At 35.7% G+C, this 20,568-nt stretch carries 23 protein-coding genes; all 23 read left to right on the top strand.

Going from position 1 to position 20,568, the window contains the following annotated elements:
* Positions 1-33: 33 nt before the first annotated feature.
* The gene (locus AC1Q8M_RS27455) at positions 34-801 is read left to right on the top strand and encodes a TatD family hydrolase (RefSeq protein WP_000895840.1); all 768 of its coding nucleotides are present in this window, start codon (positions 34-36) and stop codon (positions 799-801) included.
* Positions 802-1,016: 215 nt separating this feature from the next.
* Positions 1,017-1,574, top strand: a complete 558-nt coding sequence (gene rnmV / locus AC1Q8M_RS27450; RefSeq protein WP_000692837.1) for a ribonuclease M5 — start codon at positions 1,017-1,019, stop codon at positions 1,572-1,574.
* A complete protein-coding gene (rsmA, locus tag AC1Q8M_RS27445) occupies positions 1,571-2,449 on the top strand; it encodes a 16S rRNA (adenine(1518)-N(6)/adenine(1519)-N(6))-dimethyltransferase RsmA (RefSeq protein WP_000651548.1) in 879 nt (292 codons plus the stop codon). The genes rnmV and rsmA overlap by 4 nt, the downstream gene beginning before the upstream one ends.
* Positions 2,450-2,559: 110 nt before the next feature.
* Entirely contained in the window at positions 2,560-3,423 is an 864-nt protein-coding gene (yabG, locus tag AC1Q8M_RS27440; RefSeq protein WP_001173734.1) for a sporulation peptidase YabG, read from the top strand.
* 226 nt (positions 3,424-3,649) lie between these two features.
* On the top strand, positions 3,650-3,910 hold the full coding sequence (gene veg, locus AC1Q8M_RS27435; RefSeq protein ID WP_000044346.1) for a biofilm formation stimulator Veg: 261 nt from the start codon (positions 3,650-3,652) through the stop codon (positions 3,908-3,910).
* 91 nt (positions 3,911-4,001) lie between these two features.
* The gene (gene sspF, locus AC1Q8M_RS27430; protein WP_002094215.1) at positions 4,002-4,181 is read left to right on the top strand and encodes an acid-soluble spore protein SspF; all 180 of its coding nucleotides are present in this window, start codon (positions 4,002-4,004) and stop codon (positions 4,179-4,181) included.
* A gap of 196 nt (positions 4,182-4,377) precedes the next feature.
* A complete protein-coding gene (gene ispE, locus AC1Q8M_RS27425) occupies positions 4,378-5,247 on the top strand; it encodes a 4-(cytidine 5'-diphospho)-2-C-methyl-D-erythritol kinase (RefSeq protein ID WP_141532531.1) in 870 nt (289 codons plus the stop codon).
* A 54-nt stretch (positions 5,248-5,301) separates the two neighbouring features.
* Positions 5,302-6,150, top strand: a complete 849-nt coding sequence (purR, locus tag AC1Q8M_RS27420; protein ID WP_000702467.1) for a pur operon repressor — start codon at positions 5,302-5,304, stop codon at positions 6,148-6,150.
* 140 nt (positions 6,151-6,290) lie between these two features.
* Positions 6,291-6,665, top strand: coding sequence for a RidA family protein (locus AC1Q8M_RS27415; protein WP_000869823.1), 375 nt, complete (start codon positions 6,291-6,293; stop codon positions 6,663-6,665).
* A 152-nt stretch (positions 6,666-6,817) separates the two neighbouring features.
* Complete coding sequence (gene spoVG / locus AC1Q8M_RS27410) at positions 6,818-7,111, top strand: septation regulator SpoVG (RefSeq protein ID WP_000454041.1); 294 nt, start codon at positions 6,818-6,820, stop codon at positions 7,109-7,111.
* Between the two features lie 311 nt (positions 7,112-7,422).
* Positions 7,423-8,802, top strand: a complete 1,380-nt coding sequence (gene glmU, locus AC1Q8M_RS27405; protein ID WP_000071039.1) for a bifunctional UDP-N-acetylglucosamine diphosphorylase/glucosamine-1-phosphate N-acetyltransferase GlmU — start codon at positions 7,423-7,425, stop codon at positions 8,800-8,802.
* Between the two features lie 18 nt (positions 8,803-8,820).
* Positions 8,821-9,774, top strand: a complete 954-nt coding sequence (locus AC1Q8M_RS27400) for a ribose-phosphate diphosphokinase (RefSeq protein ID WP_000107420.1) — start codon at positions 8,821-8,823, stop codon at positions 9,772-9,774.
* Positions 9,775-9,846: 72 nt separating this feature from the next.
* On the top strand, positions 9,847-10,407 hold the full coding sequence (pth, locus tag AC1Q8M_RS27395; RefSeq protein WP_000767702.1) for an aminoacyl-tRNA hydrolase: 561 nt from the start codon (positions 9,847-9,849) through the stop codon (positions 10,405-10,407).
* Between the two features lie 70 nt (positions 10,408-10,477).
* Complete coding sequence (locus tag AC1Q8M_RS27390) at positions 10,478-10,702, top strand: anti-sigma-F factor Fin family protein (RefSeq protein ID WP_000399438.1); 225 nt, start codon at positions 10,478-10,480, stop codon at positions 10,700-10,702.
* 105 nt (positions 10,703-10,807) lie between these two features.
* Positions 10,808-14,338 (top strand): transcription-repair coupling factor, encoded by a 3,531-nt coding sequence (mfd, locus tag AC1Q8M_RS27385; protein WP_000579684.1) that lies wholly within the window; start codon positions 10,808-10,810, stop codon positions 14,336-14,338.
* Between the two features lie 136 nt (positions 14,339-14,474).
* Complete coding sequence (gene spoVT / locus AC1Q8M_RS27380; protein ID WP_000648306.1) at positions 14,475-15,011, top strand: stage V sporulation protein T; 537 nt, start codon at positions 14,475-14,477, stop codon at positions 15,009-15,011.
* A gap of 230 nt (positions 15,012-15,241) precedes the next feature.
* Entirely contained in the window at positions 15,242-16,843 is a 1,602-nt protein-coding gene (locus tag AC1Q8M_RS27375) for a putative polysaccharide biosynthesis protein (RefSeq protein ID WP_098366150.1), read from the top strand.
* A gap of 12 nt (positions 16,844-16,855) precedes the next feature.
* The gene (gene yabN / locus AC1Q8M_RS27370; RefSeq protein WP_000014278.1) at positions 16,856-18,316 is read left to right on the top strand and encodes a bifunctional methyltransferase/pyrophosphohydrolase YabN; all 1,461 of its coding nucleotides are present in this window, start codon (positions 16,856-16,858) and stop codon (positions 18,314-18,316) included.
* 14 nt (positions 18,317-18,330) lie between these two features.
* Entirely contained in the window at positions 18,331-18,606 is a 276-nt protein-coding gene (locus AC1Q8M_RS27365; RefSeq protein WP_001234876.1) for an RNA-binding S4 domain-containing protein, read from the top strand.
* A gap of 58 nt (positions 18,607-18,664) precedes the next feature.
* Positions 18,665-18,973: a sporulation protein YabP gene (gene yabP, locus AC1Q8M_RS27360; RefSeq protein ID WP_001059104.1), complete on the top strand. Its 309-nt coding sequence runs from the start codon at positions 18,665-18,667 to the stop codon at positions 18,971-18,973.
* Entirely contained in the window at positions 18,970-19,623 is a 654-nt protein-coding gene (gene yabQ / locus AC1Q8M_RS27355; protein ID WP_000059781.1) for a spore cortex biosynthesis protein YabQ, read from the top strand. Before yabP ends, yabQ begins: the two co-directional genes overlap by 4 nt.
* The gene (gene divIC / locus AC1Q8M_RS27350) at positions 19,620-19,979 is read left to right on the top strand and encodes a cell division protein DivIC (protein WP_001208739.1); all 360 of its coding nucleotides are present in this window, start codon (positions 19,620-19,622) and stop codon (positions 19,977-19,979) included. The genes yabQ and divIC overlap by 4 nt, the downstream gene beginning before the upstream one ends.
* An 87-nt stretch (positions 19,980-20,066) precedes the next feature.
* A complete protein-coding gene (locus tag AC1Q8M_RS27345) occupies positions 20,067-20,552 on the top strand; it encodes a S1 domain-containing RNA-binding protein (protein ID WP_000021451.1) in 486 nt (161 codons plus the stop codon).
* The last annotated feature ends 16 nt before the right edge of the window (positions 20,553-20,568 follow it).

The raw sequence follows: 20,568 nt of genomic DNA, 5'->3' as shown, positions 1-20,568 counted from the left end.
AACTTGATTTCAATATAAAAGGAGTTATGTATTATGTTGTTTGATACACATTCGCATTTGAATGCAGAGCAATTTGAAGAAGATTTGCAAGAAGTTATTGCCCGAATGAAAGAAGCGGGAGTTACTTATACAGTTGTTGTTGGTTTTGATGAAGTAACGATAAAAAAGGCGATGGAATTAGCTGAAGCTTATGATTTTATTTACGCTGCGGTTGGATGGCATCCAGTTGATGCAATTGACATGACAGAAGAACATTTAGCTTGGTTAGAAGAACTTGCTTCTCATCCTAAAGTCGTTGCACTTGGAGAAATGGGTTTAGATTATCATTGGGATAAGTCTCCAAAAGAAATACAGAAAGAAGTATTTCGTAAACAAATTGCATTAGCGAAAAAAGTGAAATTGCCGATTATTATACATAATCGCGATGCAACTCAAGATATTGTTGATATTCTAGAAGAAGAGAATGCAGCTGAAGTAGGAGGCATTATGCATTGTTTTAGCGGCAGCGTAGAAGTAGCAGAGCGATGTGTTGATATGAACTTTCTAATTTCGTTAGGCGGACCAGTTACATTTAAAAACGCTAAAAAGCCGAAAGAGGTTGCTACGGAGATTCCATTAGAGAAATTGTTAATAGAGACGGATTGTCCATATCTAACGCCGCATCCATTTCGAGGGAAACGAAATGAACCGAGTTATGTAAAACTCGTAGCAGAAGAAATTGCGAATTTAAAAGGTGTTTCTTATGAAGAAGTAGCAGAAATGACAACCAAAAATGCAAAAGCTTTATTTGGTGTTGAATAAAAAAGAATGGGGAAACCTGTTCTTTTTTATTTTGAAAAAACACTAGTAGAAGTGATGAAGAAAATAAATGTGAATGATGAAGTGTTACAATAAGGACAGAGAACAAAGATTTTTCTATTCTATTTTTTAAAATATAAGAATGAGGAAAATAATAATGGAAAAGTCGTCATTTTTTTGTTTTACTAAGTAGAGACGAAACGAGTGTGGAGGCAAGCATGAAAATAAAAGAGATTATCGTTGTAGAAGGTAAAGATGATACAGTTGCGATTAAGCGTGCTGTTGATGCGGATACAATTGAAACGAACGGTTCAGCAATCGGTGATCATGTTATTGAGCAAGTTAAATTAGCGCAGCAAAAAAGGGGCGTTATTATTTTCACAGATCCAGATTATCCTGGAGAGCGTATTCGAAAAATTATTTCTGACAAGGTTCCCGGCTGTAAGCATGCCTTTTTACCGAAGGAAGAAGCGCTTGCTAAAAGGAAAAAGGGAGTTGGGATCGAACATGCTTCTAATGAGTCGATTCGCCGTGCTCTAGAGAATATACATGAAGAAATGGAAGCTTATACAAGTGAAATTAGTTGGAGTGATTTAGTCGATGCAGGCTTAGTGGGCGGAGAAATGGCAAAGAGCCGCAGAGAAAGAATGGGTAAGCTATTAAAGATTGGTTATACAAATGCAAAACAGTTACATAAACGATTACAGATGTTTCAAGTTTCAAAGGAATCATTTGGAGAAGCTTATAAGCAAGTAATACAGGAGGAAAAAAAATGAAGGATATCGCAACGCCAAATCGTACAAAAGACATTGTTGAAAAGTATGGATTTTCATTCAAAAAAAGTTTAGGACAAAACTTTTTAATTGATACAAATGTATTAAATCGTATTGTCGATCATGCAGAAATTGGTTCAGAAAGTGGTGCAATTGAAATTGGACCAGGTATCGGTGCATTAACAGAGCAATTAGCGAAGCGTGCTAAAAAAGTAGTGGCTTTTGAAATTGATCAAAGACTATTACCAATTTTAGATGAGACGTTAGCACCATATGGTAACGTTACAGTTATTAATAAAGACGTACTAAAAGCGGATGTACATGAAGTATTTAATGAGCAATTTGAAGAAGGGCAAGATGTAATGGTAGTAGCTAACTTGCCATACTATATTACAACGCCAATTTTATTTAAATTGCTTGAAGAAAAGTTACCAGTTCGTGGATTTGTTGTTATGATGCAAAAAGAAGTTGGAGATCGTTTAGCTGCTAAACCTGGAACGAAAGAGTATGGTTCTTTATCGATTGCTATTCAGTATTATACAGAAGTTGAAACAGTTATGACTGTACCGCGTACAGTGTTTGTACCACAGCCAAATGTTGATTCTGCAATTATTCGCCTTCTAAAGCGTCCGAAACCGGTTGTAGAGGTGACAGATGAAACATTCTTCTTTGAAGTAGTACGAGCAAGTTTCGCACAGCGCCGTAAAACTTTGATGAATAATTTATCAAATAATTTAAATGGTTTCCCGAAAGATAAGGAATTATTGGATCGAATTTTAACAGAAGTAGGAATTGATCCAAAGCGAAGAGGCGAAACGCTATCTATTGAAGAGTTTGCAACATTAAGTAATGCATTGGTTCTTCATAAATTATCATAAGAATATGAAAGGGACAGTTCAACTTGAACTGTCCCTTTTGTCACCTTTCTCCCTCTAAATTCATATTTTAAAAACAGGTAAGATGGCCTAATGAGTTTGGAGGTAGGAGAATGGCTTTACATGTTGGAGAATTAGTGGAACGATATTCTCATAAGAGGGATATTCTTTTTCGTATTATAGAAATAAAAGGCGAGATAGCTATATTGTTTGGAGAGGAAATTAGACTGGTGGCGGATGCGCCACTTGAAGATTTAATTAGTATAGATCAACGAGAACATAAAAAAAGGGTGAAGCGTGAGAAAGAAACAATGGAGCGCACGTATCGTTTGTTTCAACAAGATTATGTGTTAATGAAACAAAGGCATGAACATACTTCAACTGGTGGATACACAAGTGAGGTGAATTATTTTCAAATGCCGGGACGTGTATTGCATATAGATGGAGACCCTTTATATTTGCGCAAGTGCTTAGACTTATATAACAAAATTGGCGTTCCTGTACAAGGTATTCATTGTAAAGAAACGGAGATGCATGAAAAAGTAGTAGACTTAATAGATCACTTTCGCCCAGACATTCTCGTTATTACGGGGCATGATGCATATACAAAATCGAAAGGAGTGAAGGGAGATTTAGCGGCATATAGGCATTCAAGGCATTTTGTACAGGCTGTTCGAGAAGTGCGAAAAAAATATCCATCATTGGATCAACTTGTTATTTTTGCTGGGGCATGTCAATCGCACTTTGAGGCACTAATTCGTGCAGGGGCCAATTTCGCTAGTTCACCATCTAGAATTAATATTCATGCACTAGATCCTGTATATGTAGTTGGTAAAATTAGTTTTACTTCATTTATGGAGAGAGTCAATGTATGGGATGTCGTACGTAATACAATTACTGGTGAAAAGGGACTAGGTGGAATTGAAACGAGAGGGATTTTACGGACGGGATTACCTTTTCAACATTACGAAGAGTAAGCAGGGTACATATGTATCTTGCTTTTTTGTATGGAAGGATTTAAATGAATTTGGATAAAAAGAGACAAGAACGTACAGACTACGTAATGATACTTTTACAATATAGTATTTCTTCTATCTATTCAAACGCAAGATGATATTAGCTGTGAATCGAGGTTAATAATTAGGATAGATATATCGTGTTTTAAGTGTTCAATCTAAATTACAGCGAGGTGTAGCGAAGTATATGTCAAAACGTTTAGATGAAATTAAAAGCGAATTAGATCACCATCTTGGACAGCGACTTATGTTAAAAGCAAATAGTGGAAGAAGAAAAACTGTGGAGCAATCAGGTGTACTAGCAGAAACATACCGTTCTGTTTTTGTTGTACAATTGGATCAACAAGAAGATGCGTTGCAACGTGTATCTTATAGTTATGCAGATGTTTTAACAGAGACAGTAGAGTTAACATTTTATGGAGACCCTCATGATGAGGTCATTTTATAATCCGCATATCATTACATATATTTCCACAAATGAAAAGCTATATTATTTTGCATACTAACTATACCGTAGCAAAATAAGGAGGGACTCTGCATTGAGTAGACGAAGAGGTGTCATGTCAAACCAATTTAAAGAAGAGCTAGCAAAAGAGCTTGGCTTTTATGATGTTGTTCAGAAAGAAGGATGGGGCGGAATTCGTGCGAAAGATGCTGGTAACATGGTGAAACGTGCTATAGAAATTGCAGAACAGCAATTAATGAAACGAAACCAGTAGTTGTAAGATACTTTCTATGCTACGGTAGCCGAGGAGACATTCCTCGGCTTTTTGTACTCTAAAAGGTGCCATCATTTTACATAAGTAGTTTCATTCTGAATGCTTTTCGTTATAATTAGGGAAGTGTCATCGTCTTACTATAAATTTATGGTAAAATAAACGATAAAAGATTGAGTACATAGAGTGGGTGAATAGATTGAAGCTACTAGTGAAAGCACCAGCAAAGATTAATCTGTCGTTAGATGTACTGGGAAAAAGACAAGACGGATATCATGAAGTGAAAATGATTATGACAACCATTGATTTAGCAGATCGTCTAGAACTAACGGAATTAGCAGAAGACCGTATTGAAATTTTATCCCATAATCGGTATGTCCCAGACGACCAACGAAATTTAGCTTATCAGGCAGCGAAATTATTAAAAGAGAAGTTTAATGTAAACAAAGGTGTATCTATTACTATTGAAAAAACGATTCCAGTAGCAGCTGGATTAGCAGGTGGAAGTAGTGATGCAGCAGCGACATTACGTGGTCTTAATAAATTATGGAATTTAGGGCTTACAATTGATGAGTTAGCAGAGCTTGGCGCAGAAATTGGATCAGATGTATCTTTCTGTGTATACGGCGGCACAGCAATTGCCACTGGAAGAGGAGAGAAAATTGAGCATATAAAGACTCCGCCTTCTTGTTGGGTTATTTTAGCGAAACCACATATAGGTGTATCTACTGCTGATGTGTATGGAAATTTAAAGTTAAATCGAGTTACACATCCAAATGTAGATAAAATGGTTGATGTCATAAATTCTGGAGATTATAAAGGGATTTGTGATACTGTTGGTAACGTTTTAGAAGATGTAACATTTGGAATGCATCCTGAAGTTGCACGTATTAAATCACAGATGAAGCGATTCGGAGCGGATGCTGTATTGATGAGTGGAAGTGGTCCAACTGTATTTGGACTTGTACACCATGATTCTCGAATGCATCGCATTTATAACGGATTAAAAGGATTTTGTGAACAGGTCTATGCGGTACGTTTACTAGGGGAGCGAGAAACGCTTGAATAAAGACGTATAATACGTTATGATTTGTTTAGAATATTCGTGATTTGAGGTGAGAGTATGAAAATTAGAAGAAGTACAAGATTAGTCGATATGACTTATTACTTGCTACAAAACCCTCGTCAGCTAGTATCTCTCACTTTTTTTGCTGAAAGGTATCAATCGGCTAAGTCTTCCATTAGTGAGGATTTAGTTATTATTAAGCAAACGTTTGAGCAACAAGGGGTCGGCACATTGCAAACGATACCAGGAGCAGCAGGAGGAGTGAAATATATACCGTATATAAGTGAAGAAGAGGCAGATCTAATTATTGATGAGCTTTGTGGCTTATTTGAAAACCCAGATCGTATTTTGCCTGGCGGTTACTTATACATGACAGATTTATTGAGTAATCCTCGCCATATTAATGGCGCAGGTCGTTTGTTTGCTTCTGTTTTTGCTAGGCAATCAATTGATGCGGTTATGACAGTGGCAACGAAAGGGATTCCACTTGCTTATGCAGTGGCAAATTACTTAGATGTACCAGTTGTAATTGCAAGGAAAGATAATAAGGTAACAGAAGGTCCGACTGTTAGTATTAACTATGTGTCGGGTTCTTCTAAACGAATTCAAACAATGACGTTAGCAAAACGCAGCCTTCCAGAAGGATCGAATGTTTTAATTATTGATGACTTCATGAAAGCTGGTGGAACGATTCAAGGTATGATGAGTATGTTAGAAGAGTTCAAGGCTAATGTTGTTGGTATTGGTGTATTAGTAGAATCCACAGATATTGAAGAACGACTAATTAATAATTTTGTATCATTAATTCGTCTATCGGAAGTTGATGTGAAAGAAAAAACAATTCAAGTGGAAAAAGGGAATTATTCTCTTGCACCATTTGATGAAGGGCTTGTAGAGGCTGAATAAAAGGTAGAGCAGATAGCTCTATCTTTTTTTATTTTATCTTTTTTTATTTTATTTTATTTATAGATTATAAAATAGATGGACAAACTGCCTTTCGTACACTATTTTTAAAGAGTAAAATAAATAATAAAAGGGTGAAAAGTATGAAAGTTGTTCAAACAAGCAAGGCACCACAAGCGATTGGACCTTACTCACAAGGGATTATTGTAAATAATATGTTTTATAGCTCAGGACAAATTCCATTAACGGAAAATGGGGAGCTTGTAACAGGAGATGTAACAGTACAAACAGAACAAGTATTTCAAAATTTACAAGCGGTATTAGAGGAAGCGGGTGCTTCATTTGATACAGTCGTAAAAACAACAGTATTTTTAAAGGACATGGATGATTTTAATGCTGTGAATGAAGTATATAGCTCTTATTTCTCTACTCATAAACCAGCTCGATCTTGTGTGCAAGTAGCAAAATTACCGAAAGATGTTTCCGTTGAAATTGAAGTAATCGCCCTAGTTAAGTAACCTTTTGTAAGCGATAACCTCCACTAATCTCTATATTCAACTACATTAAAAATTTTTATCTTAAAAATTTTTAAAAAATTAAAGGGAAAATAGAAAATTTGTGGAATTTATACAAATATATCGCTTATTTAGAAAAGGGTGGTGAACACAAGATGGAAGTGACTGACGTAAGATTACGCCGCGTAAACACAGAAGGCCGCATGAGAGCAATTGCCTCTATTACTTTGGACCATGAATTTGTTGTTCATGATATTCGTGTAATTGATGGTAATAATGGATTATTTGTAGCAATGCCAAGTAAACGTACTCCAGATGGAGAGTTCCGTGACATTGCACATCCGATTAATTCTGGTACACGCTCTAAAATTCAAGATGCGGTTTTAACAGAGTATCATCGTTTAGGCGAGTTAGAAGAGGTTGAGTTTGAAGAAGCAGGTGCTTCGTAAAATTCGAATGAAAAGGGCTTTGACGAAAAGCCTTATAATTTTGTAGCAAACTCCTGTAAGCATTTACAGGAGTTTGTTTTTTTTGCTTTATATTTGAAAATTTCATAATTCATTAACATAAAAAGAAGAAACTACTAATTTTTTCAAAATCATTTTAAATAGTATAGCTTATTTCTTAAAAAAGATACTAAAGAGTAAAACATCTTATAAGAATTATGGTAAAATTTAATAGTTAAAATGTGTTTCTTGAAATATATGATGATTTAGGATAATATCTTTAATGGATAAATAGGTTGCGATGGAGGGTCTATATGTCAAACAGATTTGCAGTGATTCTAGCTGCAGGTAAAGGCACACGTATGAAGTCTAAGCTATACAAAGTGCTGCATCCTGTATGTGGAAAACCTATGGTACAACACGTAGTCGATCAAGTATCTCAATTAGGATTGCAGAAACTTGTAACGGTTGTTGGACATGGTGCTGAAATGGTACAAGAACAGCTAGGAAACGTAAGTGAGTTTGCATTACAAGCAGAACAACTTGGTACAGCACATGCTGTAGATCAAGCTGCAAGTGTACTTGCAAATGAAGAAGGAACAACTTTAGTTATTTGTGGGGATACGCCGCTAATAACTGCTGAAACGATGGAAGCATTACTTCAGCAACATAAAGAAGCGGGAGCAATGGCGACGGTGCTAACAGCGTACATAGAAGAACCTGCTGGATATGGCCGTATTGTTCGTAATGAGAATGGTCATGTTGAAAAGATTGTTGAGCATAAAGATGCAAATGAGAAAGAATTAGCTATTAAAGAAATCAATACAGGTACGTATTGTTTTGATAATAAGGCTTTATTTGCTTCACTTTCTAAAGTTTCAAATGATAACGTACAAGGTGAATATTACCTTCCAGATGTTATTGAGATTTTAAAAAATGAAGGTCATATCGTATCAGCTTATCAAACAGAGCAGTTCGATGAAACGTTAGGTGTTAACGACAGAGTCGCTCTATCGCAAGCGGAAATTATTATGAAAAACCGTATCAACCGAAAGAACATGGTAAATGGTGTTACAATTATTGATCCAAGTAACACTTATATTTCTGCTGATGCAATTATCGGTAGTGATACAGTTCTTCATCCAGGAACAATTATTGAGGGGAACACTGTAATTGGTTCTGATTGTGAAATTGGACCACATACAGTAATTCGTGATAGTGAAATTGGAGATCGTACGACAATTCGTCAATCTACTGTACATGATAGTAAACTTGGTACAGAAGTATCGGTTGGTCCATTTGCACACATTCGCCCAGATTCAGTTATTGGAGACGAAGTACGCGTTGGAAACTTCGTGGAAATCAAAAAAACTGTCTTTGGTAATAGAAGTAAAGCTTCACACTTGAGTTATATCGGGGATGCACAAGTTGGAGAAGACGTGAATCTTGGTTGTGGTTCAATTACGGTGAACTATGACGGTAAGAATAAATTCAAAACTGTGATTGGTAATGGGGTATTTATTGGATGTAATTCAAACCTTGTTGCTCCAGTAACAGTTGAAGATGGTGCTTATGTGGCAGCAGGCTCTACAATTACAGAGAATGTTCCATCAAAAGCATTATCGGTAGCACGTGCACGTCAAGTTAACAAAGAAGACTATGTTGATCAATTGCTGAATAAGAAAAAATCATAATGTGGAGGGTTAATCTAGATGTCGACTCAATATCTAAATTCTAATTTGAAAGTATTCTCTTTAAACTCTAATAAGGAACTTGCTGAGCAGATTGCAAAGCATATTGGAGTAGGACTAGGAAAATGTTCTGTTGATCGTTTTAGTGATGGAGAAGTTCAAATTAACATTGAAGAAAGTATCCGTGGTTGCGATGTATTCATTATTCAATCTACAAGCTTCCCAGTAAACGAACATATCATGGAATTACTTATTATGATCGATGCATTAAAACGTGCATCTGCGAAAACAATTAATATTGTTATTCCTTATTATGGTTATGCGCGTCAAGACCGTAAAGCGCGTTCTCGTGAACCAATTACATCGAAACTTGTAGCAAACTTGCTTGAAACAGCAGGTGCAACTCGTGTAATCACTCTAGATTTACATGCTCCACAAATTCAAGGGTTCTTTGATATCCCAATCGACCACTTAATGGGTGTACCGATTCTTTCTGATTACTTTGAAACAAAAGGTCTTAAAGATATCGTAATCGTGTCTCCTGATCATGGTGGTGTAACTCGTGCAAGAAAAATGGCAGATCGTCTAAAAGCGCCAATCGCTATTATTGATAAGCGTCGTCCTCGCCCGAACGTATCAGAGGTAATGAACATTATCGGTAATATTGAAGGCAAAACAGCGATTTTAATTGATGACATCATTGATACAGCTGGTACAATTACATTAGCAGCAAACGCTCTTGTTGAGAACGGTGCTTCTGAAGTATATGCTTGCTGTACACACCCAGTATTATCTGGCCCAGCAATTGAGCGTATTCAAAATTCAAATATTAAAGAGTTAGTTGTAACGAACTCTATCGTATTACCAGAAGAGAAGAAAATCGACAAAGTACATGAACTTTCAGTTGCTCCATTAATTGGAGAAGCAATCATTCGTGTATACGAAGAAGAATCTGTGAGTGTATTATTCAATTAATTGGATAGAATGAGACGTAACCAATTTTGGTTACGTCTTTTCGTATCGAAAAAAGAAAGTAGTGGTACAAGAATGAAATTGATAGTAGGACTTGGGAACCCAGGTAGAGAATATGAATTAACAAGGCATAATATTGGATTTATGGCCATTGATGAACTTGCGAAGCGTTGGAACATTTCTTTGAATGAACAAAAATTTAAAGGTGTATTTGGTGCAGGGTTTGTTAATGGAGAAAAGGTAATCTTATTAAAGCCGCTAACATATATGAATTTATCTGGGGAAAGTATTCGTCCACTCATGGATTATTATAAAATTGATGTTGAGGACTTCGTTGTTATGTACGACGATTTAGACATTCCTGTAGGTAAATTGCGTCTTCGCATGAAAGGTAGTGCTGGTGGACATAATGGTGTAAAGTCAACGATTTCGCACCTAGGAACACAAGAATTTCAACGTATCCGTATGGGAATCGATCGCCCGAAAAATGGAATGAAGGTAGTCGATTATGTATTAGGACGCTTTACATCTGAAGAGATTCCGGATGTTAACCATTCTATTGAAAAAGCAGCGGATGCATGTGAAGAGTGGCTAAATAAGCCTTTTCTCCAAATCATGAATACTTTCAATAGTTAAAAATGAGATTGGGAATATTTCTCTTTTGTTTTACCCATACTAGTAGTAATTGAATTTTTAGGAGGCTAGTATGGAAGGGTATTATTATTGCAGACACTGCGGAGGTAATGTAGGCTCCATTAACGCAGAAAAAGTATATAGCGACGTTTTATTTCAACTAACAGAGCAAGAAGTAGTAGAGATGATTCATTTTCATGAGAATGGAAATATATATATAAAAACAATTTGTGAATCGTGTCAAGAAACGCTCGCATCTTATCCTGAGTATTATGAGTATGAAAAATTTCTGCAATAAAATGTTGTCGCTTTGGCATGTCCAAAGCATTTTTCTGTTTTCCTTTTCCAAAATATTTGCATAAAATAGAATGACTTGCTCTTTATGTTGAGAGGAGTTTTAAAAATGATAGGTTTATTAGAGCAATTTTATAAAAATGAAGAGATACAATCGGTTATTAATGGATTAGAAGATGGGTTAAAAGAACAACTTATATCAGGGATGGCAACGTCTTCTCGTTCATTATTAATGGCGGCTTTATATAAAAAAACAAAAAAATCACAATTAATCGTTACACATAACTTATACCAAGCACAAAAAGTACATGAAGATTTAGTGGCGTTACTTGGTGAAAAAGATGTGTGGCTATATCCAGTGAATGAACTGATAGCATCGGAAATTGGGGTTGCAAGTCCAGAATTGAAGGCGCAACGTATAGAAGTGTTAAATCGCTTGGCTGCGGGAGAGAATGGAATCATTGTAGCGCCAGTGGCAGGATTGCGTAGATTTTTACCAATAAAAGAATTGTGGAAGCAAAAGCAAGTTGAAATCAATCTAGGGCAAGAGATTGATTTAGATGCGCTCTTGCATACTTTACATCATATTGGCTATGAACGTAAGTCGATGGTAGAAGCTCCAGGGGAGTTCAGTTTGCGCGGGGGAATATTAGATATTTATCCTTTAACTGAAGAACTACCATTTCGTATTGAATTTTTTGATACAGAAGTCGATTCTATTCGATTATTTGATGTGGATGAACAGCGTTCTCAAGGTAAAAAAGAAAGCGTTAGGTTTGGTCCGGCAACAGAGTTTTTATTTTCACAGGAAGAATTAAAATCAGGAATTCAGCATCTTGAAGAAGGTTTGACTAAGACGATGCAAAAACTTTCTGATGATAAACTAAAGACTACAGTGCTTGAGACGGTAAGTCATGAAATTGAGATGTTGAAAAACGGGCAAAGTATAGAACAGATGTTTAAATACTTATCTATTTTCTATAAAGAACCTGCTAGTCTGATAGATTATTTACCAGAAGATGGTGTTGTAATTTTAGATGAGATTTCCCGTATTCAAGAAACAGCATCACATCTTGAAACAGAAGAGGCGGAATGGTATATATCACTTCTTGGTGAAGGAACAATTATTCAAGATTTATCTTTCTCTCACGCATTTGAGGGGTTTCTTCATCATAAAAAAAGAAGTTTTGTATATTTAACGTTATTCTTGCGTCATATCGCACACACACATCCGCAAAATATTGTAAATGTAACATGTAAAACAATGCAAGATTTCCATGGACAGATGAATTTGTTAAAAACAGAAATTGATAGATGGAATGAAGGGCATTTTACGACTGTTGTACTTGGAACAGATGATGAACGTGTGAAGAAATTACAACATATTTTAAGTGATTATGATATTGAGGCAGATATTGTAGAAGGCACAGATATCTTATTGCCTGGAAGGCTACAAATTGCTGTAGGTGATTTACATGCAGGGTTTGAAATGCCGATGCAAAAGCTTGTTGTCATTACTGAAAAGGAGCTTTTTCATAAGAAAGTTAAAAAATCACAACGTAAACAAAAGTTATCGAATGCTGAACGTATTAAAAGTTATTCGGAATTAAAAGTTGGAGATTATGTAGTTCACGTAAATCATGGTATAGGTAAATTTTTAGGTATTGAGACATTAGAGATTAATGGTGTTCATAAAGATTATTTAAATATTAAATATCAAGGTAATGATAAGTTATACGTTCCAATTGAACAAATTGATCAAGTCCAAAAATATGTAGGGTCTGAAGGTAAGGATCCGAAAGTTTACAAATTAGGTGGAAATGATTGGAAAAAGGTTAAAACGAAAGTTGAAAAATCTGTACAAGACATTGCGGATGACCTAATTAAACTATATGCTGAGCGCGAAGCTTCAAAAGGCTATGCATATACGCCAGATACGGCAGAACAACAAGAGTTCGAATCATCTTTCCCATATCAAGAGACAGAGGATCAGTTACGTTCTATTGACGAGATTAAAAAAGATATGGAACGCGGACGCCCGATGGATAGGCTCCTTTGTGGTGATGTAGGGTATGGAAAGACGGAAGTGGCTATTCGTGCGGCATTTAAAGCAATTATGGATGAAAAACAAGTTGCAATTTTAGTACCGACAACGATTCTTGCGCAGCAACACTATGAAACAATTCGAGAGCGTTTTCAAGATTATCCAATCAATATAGGATTATTAAGTAGATTCCGTACGAGAAAACAACAAAATGAAACGATTAAGGGCTTAAAGGATGGCACAATAGATATTGTAATCGGAACACATCGTATTTTATCTAAAGATGTCACTTATAAAGATTTAGGGCTTCTTATTATTGATGAAGAACAAAGATTTGGTGTAACGCATAAAGAAAAAATTAAACAATTGAAGGCGAATGTTGACGTATTAACATTAACGGCAACTCCGATTCCGCGGACGCTTCATATGTCTATGCTTGGTGTGCGCGACTTATCTGTTATTGAGACACCGCCAGAAAATCGTTTCCCAGTCCAAACGTATGTAGTAGAGTATAATCCAGCATTAATGCGAGAGGCGATAGAGCGAGAGCTTGCAAGAGGCGGTCAAATTTACTTCCTATATAACCGTGTAGAGGATATTGAAAGAAAAGCAGATGAAATTTCGATGTTAGTTCCAGATGCTCGCGTAACGTACGCACATGGGAAAATGAACGAAAGTGAATTAGAGTCTGTTATGCTATCATTTTTAGAAGGACAGCATGATGTTCTTGTAAGTACAACAATTATTGAGACGGGTGTAGATATTCCGAACGTAAATACGTTAATTGTATTTGATGCAGATCGTATGGGGTTATCACAGTTGTACCAGCTTCGTGGGCGTGTTGGACGTTCTAATCGTGTTGCATATGCATACTTTGCCTATAAACGTGACAAAGTGCTGTCAGAAGTTGCAGAGAAGCGTCTGCAAGCAATTAAAGAGTTCACAGAACTTGGATCTGGTTTCAAAATTGCGATGAGAGATTTATCTATTCGTGGAGCAGGTAATTTGTTAGGAGCAGAACAGCATGGGTTTATTGATTCTGTCGGATTTGATCTATATTCTCAAATGTTAAAAGATGCAATTGAACAGCGAAGAGGAACAGATGGAGCTGAAAATACAGTTAATGTTGAAATTGACTTAGAGGTAGATGCATACTTACCAGATGCTTATATTTCAGATAGTAAGCAAAAAATTATGATGTATAAACAATTTAGAGGTGTTTCTGCAATTGAGGATATTGAAGAATTGCAGGAAGAAATGATCGATAGATTCGGTGATTACCCACAAGAAGTTGGTTATTTATTACAAATTGCAAATATTAAAGTGTTGGCAATGAAAGAACAAATTGAGTTAATTAAGCAGAATAAATTTGAAGTAACATTCCTGTTTTCTGAACAAGCAAGTCAAAATATTGATGGTGGAAAATTATTCATGCTCGGAAATAGTTTTGGGCGTATGATCGGTCTAGGAATGGAAGGATCACAATTGAAAATTGTTATGAAAACAAATGGCTTAGAGACATCGAAGTGGTTAACAATTGCTGAAAATTTATTAAAAGGCTTACCAGATGTGAAAAAAGAAGTAATAAATGCCTAAAATAAGATAAAAAAATACAATTCGACGTGCATAGAAGAACTAATGTGTAAAATACTATGTCTAACAGTTGGTGATTTTTACATGAACAGGTAAATTCACCACTTTGATCATCAGTAGAAAGTGAGGCAGCATTAGAATGAAAGCAACTGGAATCGTACGTCGAATTGATGATTTAGGCAGGGTAGTAATCCCAAAGGAAATTCGTAGAACTTTACGTATTCGAGAAGGAGACCCACTAGAAATATTTGTTGATCGCGATGGAGAAGTAATTTTAAAGAAGTATTCTCCAATTAGTGAACTAGGTGATTTTGCAAAGGAATATGCTGAGGCTTTATATGACAGCTTAGGACATAATGTGCTTGTCTGTGACCGAGATTCTATCATCGCAGTATCAGGCGTATCGAAAAAAGAATACTTAAATAAAAGTGTTGGCGATCTAATCGAAAAAACGATGGAAGAAAGAAAGTCTGTTATTATGACGGACGAAAGTGATATTTCCATTATCGATGGTGTAACAGAAAAGGTTCATTCTTATACAGTTGGACCGATTGTTGCAAACGGAGACCCAATTGGAGCCGTCATTATTTTTTCAAAAGAAGCTATTATAAGCGAAATCGAGCATAAAGCGGTTAATACTGCTGCCAGTTTCTTAGCGAAACAAATGGAACAGTAAGGGTATATTGATTTTAGAAGTAGCAATCTTTCCTAATTATGATCTTTCTTTTTGAGAAATCAATTATTTGGAGATATATGTATATTGAATGAAGGTAGCGCTTTGCTACCTTTTTTCGTTGAATATTTTTAACGTGTAGGGACCTAGTATTACCCGTGGTGGTAAGGGATTTTGTACTTTTCTTTATGATATAATACGAGAGGTGAGAATAGAAAAAGGAGTTTTCTTGTATGGAAGCGAAGAAGTATCAAGCCTTTTGGCATGGGGCTATTATATTAACGATTGCAAGTTTTGTTACAAAAGTATTAAGCGCTTTTTACCGTATTCCATATCAAAATATAGCAGGGGATATTGGTTTTTATATTTACCAACAAATTTACCCGTTTTATGGATTTTGTTTAATTTTAGCTACTTATGGGTTTCCTGTTATCATTTCAAAAATGGTTGCAGAACGACTAGAGTGGGGAAAACAGAGAGAAGCAGAAGAAATTATTTGTGTATCTTTTTGGTTTTTATTAGGAATTGGTTTTATAGGTTTCTTTACATTGTTTTTTGGGGCCGAAACAATCGCGATAGCTATGGGCGATATGCACTTAGATAAGTTGCTACGTGTTATTTCATTTTCGTTCTTATTGATGCCGTTTTTGTCTGTAGCAAGAGGGTATTTTCAAGGGTTCAATAATATGATGCCAACGGCTGTTTCGCAAGTAATAGAACAAACAATTCGAGTTTCTATTATTGTATTTTTATCGCTATTCCTAATTGCTCACGGATTTGATTTATATACAGTTGGTGCAGGGGCTATGTTAGGCTCAATTGCGGGTGGACTTATTGGGATTATTGTACTTATGTTGTATATGCGTCGAGATTTTCGTTCCATATTTTTTAAACGTGTAGCGAGAATTAAGGGTAAAAGGAAGATAATTAAAATCCTTTTTTGGCAGGGGTTAGCGATTTGTGTTAGTAATTTAGTGCTTATTTTTATACAGATGGCTGATTCAATGTCCTTGTACACTTTACTTATTGGTGCGGGAGAACAGACTGAAAGTGCAAAAGTATTAAAGGGTGTTTATGATAGAAGTATTCCGCTAATGCAATTAGGTACTGTTGTGACGACTTCTTTCTCGTTATCACTTATTCCAATTATTACAGCGGCGAAAGAAAGAGGAGATCTTTCCTTTATTCAAGAAAAGGTAAAGTTAGCAATGAAAATAACATTTGTTATTGGATTTGCAGCAGCTATTGGACTAACTTGTATTATTCAACCTACGAATATTATGTTGTTTGAAAATAGTGATGGATCAGATGTTTTATCTATTTTATCTTTATCTATTTTATTTAGTTCATTGTCAATTACGACGGCTTCTATTTTACAAGGGTTGGGACAAACATTTAAGCCAGCATTATTTGTTGTATTTGGAGGTTGCTTAAAGTTAGCGTTAAATTATATATTCATGCCTTATTTTGGTGTGAAAGGGGCAGCCTTAGCGACTTTATGTGCGTTAATCATAATTTCTGGACTAAATAGTTTGTTGCTTATGAGAGCTGTATCAGGGTCACTTATCAATAAGCGAAATATGTTAGGTGTAGTAATTAGTGGTATCTGTATGGGGTTTGTATTAATGATGTTCACGCGTGTGTTGCAGATGTCTGGATTAGTAATTGATACGGAACATAGAGCGAGCGCGACGCTTGAAGCGTTGTTAGGTGTAGCCATCGGCGGATTGACATATATGTTTTTTATTTTAAAATTACGTGTATTTACAAAAAAAGAATTAGGAACTGTTATGAAACAAGAGAAAAAAGAAGGTTCATTGAAGAAGAGTGGATAGAGGTGACAGGTTGTGAGTGGAATCATTACTGTTTTAGGTTTAGGTGCTGGTGAATTAGATCAGCTAACGATGGGTGTATATCGAAAAATAAAAGAAGCAGATCATCTGTTTGTTAGAACGAAGGAACATCCAGTTATAGAAGAATTGGAGAAAGAAGGCATACAATATACGGCTTTTGATGCTGTATATGAAGCACATGATACGTTTGAAATTGTATATGAAACAATTGCGAATAAATTGCTAGAACAAGCTGAAGGTACAGAAATTATCTATGCGGTTCCGGGGCATCCACTTGTAGCAGAAAGAACAGTTCAGCTATTGTTGGAAAAAGGAGACGTTTCAAATGTTGAAGTGCGAATTGAGGGTGGACAAAGTTTCCTTGATCCTATGTTTGCAAGCCTAAAAATTGATCCGATTGAAGGATTTCAATTACTTGATGCTACATCATTTGAAAGAGGGCAATTAGAATTACGTCAACATTTAATCTTTTGCCAAGTATATGATGCATTCGTTGCATCTGATGTGAAATTAACATTAATGGAGATGTTGCCAGATGATTATGAAGTGTATATCGTAACAGCTGCAGGAACTTCATTTGAACAAGTAAAGAAGGTACCGTTGTACATGTTAGATCATGAAACGGAATTGAATAATTTAACAAGTGTGTACGTGCCACCTGTTCAGGAGCGTGCGTCCTTGTATCAACAGTTTGATGTTCTTAGAGAAATTATTGCAGACCTGCGTGGTCCAAATGGTTGTCCGTGGGATAAAAAGCAAACGCATCAATCATTAAAGAAATATTTAATTGAGGAAGCTTATGAGGTGTTGGAAGCAATTGATGAAGAGGATGATGATCACTTAGTAGAAGAATTAGGTGATATATTATTACAAGTTATGCTTCATGCTCAAATCGGAGAAGATGAAGGTTGGTTCTCTATAGATGATATCATTCGAACTCTATCTGAAAAAATGGTTCGTCGTCATCCACATGTATTTGGAAATACGGATGTAAACAATGCGGATGAAGTGATTGCCAATTGGGAAGAAATTAAAAAACAAGAAAAAGGATTCGTGAAAGAATCTGTTTTAAATGGCGTTCCTAAAAGTTTGCCGCAGTTACTACGCGCCTTTGAAATTCAGAAGAAAGCTGGTAAGGTTGGATTTGATTGGGTTGATGTGCAGCCGATGATAGAGAAAGCTTTGGAAGAATGGCAAGAGTTCCAACAAGAAGTTACAAACATGGATGAGGAAAAGATGCTAGGTGAGTTTGGTGATTTACTATTTGCATTTGTTAATATAGCCCGTCATTACAAAATAGATCCAGAAGAGGCGTTACGTTCAACTAATGAGAAATTTACTGGTCGTTTTTTATACATGGAGGCAAAAGTAGCTGAAATGAATAAAGAGATGGAAGATTTATCATTAGAACAGTTAGATGTTTTATGGGAAGAAGCGAAACAAACAGAGCGTTAATAGGGGGATTTGATATGCGTCTAGATAAGTTTTTAAAAGTGTCACGTTTAATTAAAAGAAGAACATTAGCGAAAGAAGTAGCTGATCAAGGAAGAATATCTATTAATGGTCAAGTGGCAAAAGCGAGTTCTGATGTGAAAGTAGCTGATGAATTAACAATTCGTTTTGGTCAAAAAATAGTGACTGTAAAAATAAATGAATTGAAAGAAACAACTAAAAAAGAAGATGCAGCAAATATGTATAGCTTAGTTCGTGAAGAAAAAGTAAAAGCGGAAGAAGGCTTGTTCTAAAATCATGTATCCTCTCATACATTACTATTAGCTAGTAAAAACCTATGGGGGGATTTACGTGAATAATGGTTACTCACCTACGTCTTCTAATCAACAAAATGTTTCTGTAGAACATGATATTATTATGCGTGGTAGGCGTATAATTGATATTACCGGTGTGAAGCAGGTAGAGAGTTTTGATAGCGAAGAGTTTTTGCTAGAGACCGTAATGGGTTTTTTAACGATTCGTGGTCAAAATTTACAAATGAAAAATTTAGATGTAGAAAAAGGTATTGTGTCGATTAAAGGGAAAGTTAATGAGATGCTGTATATTGATGAAAATCAAGGGGAAAAAACTAAAGGTTTCTTTAGTAAGTTGTTTAAATGAGTCTAACAATTCAGTTGTATACAATGCTTTCAATGATTGGAATGGGTGCTTGGATTGGGGCGTCTTTAGATACATATCAACGTTTTTTAAAGCGCCAAGAACGTAAACGTTGGCTTGTATTTATACAAGATATATTATTTTGGATTGTCCAAGCATTATTCGTCTTTTATGTATTGCTTCTCGTAAATGAAGCTGAACTACGTATATATGTGTTTTTGGCATTGTTATGTGGTTTTGCGGCATATCAAAGCTTACTGAAAGCACTATACATGAAGCTGTTAAATTTTCTCATCTATATTTTTATGCAAACAACATATTTTTTTGTTCGAATTATACAGCTACTCATGATAAAACCTGTTATTATTATAGCGCAGCTATTTATTGCATTTATATTATTCTTATTTCGTATACTGCTTTCAATTGGACATGTGTTATGGAAAATTGTGATTTGGATATTACTTTTCATATGGAAAGTTTTTTTCTGGCCTGTTCGATTTATTGCTTCGCTCATATGGAAACTTCTCCCTAATCGTGTTAAACTTTTTATAGTGAAACATATAGGGTTCCTGCAATATATAGCAAAATTGAAGGGACATATCTTCCAAATATGGGAGCGTATAAAAAAGAAGTTAGGGGGACCTCGGAAATGAGGGAACTGAGACAAAGAACAATCGAAAAACAGAGTCCAAATCCTGTTAAAGAGCATATAATACAAACGGATGAGAACAGGAAGCGACTTTATCGCCGTTTAGCGGTTTTTCTTGTCTTTACTTTTACAATTATTGCGAGTATTAGTGTAACGTTTTATCAACAAAACAGTTCCATTAAAGCAAAAGAAGCAAAAGTTAAGGACATGAAAAAAGAACTTGATTCATTAACGAATAAAGAAAAAAGTCTAAAAGACGAAGTTCAAAAGTTAAATGATGAAGAGTACGTATTAAAGATTGCTAGAAGGGATTATTTCTTCTCTGGTAAAGGGGAGATAATTTTTCCTGTTTCGAAGTAGAGTATGTCTTATTGACACTATATTTTAGGATTATATATAATAAAGTAAAATTTGACTTTTTAACCACTAAGGAGGAGCATTTTTTTTATGTCAATCGAGGTAGGCAGCAAGTTACAGGGTAAAGTAACAGGTATTACAAATTTTGGGGCTTTTGTGGAGCTGCCAGAAGGCTTAACTGGTCTTGTTCATATTAGTGAGGTTGCTGATAACTATGTAAAAGATATTAACGATCACTTAAAAGTGGGCGACCAAGTAGAAGTAAAAGTTATTAATGTTGAAAAAGATGGAAAGATTGGTTTATCTATCAAAAAAGCGAAAGAACGTGAAAAAACAGAAGGAGATCGTCCACGCGGTGAATACCAACGCGGTGGTGATCAACAACGTTCTGGACGTCCACAACGTAATAATCGCTCTTTCAACAGAGATAATCGTGGTGGCGGTAACGACCGAGCTCCAAAAGAAACATTTGAGCAAAAGATGGCACGCTTCTTAAAGGATAGCGAAGATCGTTTAACTTCTTTAAAGCGTAACACAGAGTCTAAACGTGGTGGCCGTGGCGCACGTCGCGGATAATAAGGCCGTTTAGTTT

This window comes from Bacillus sp. GW823-FHT06A10 (assembly GCF_058795375.1).
This window is presented reverse-complemented; position numbering and strand designations above follow the sequence as displayed.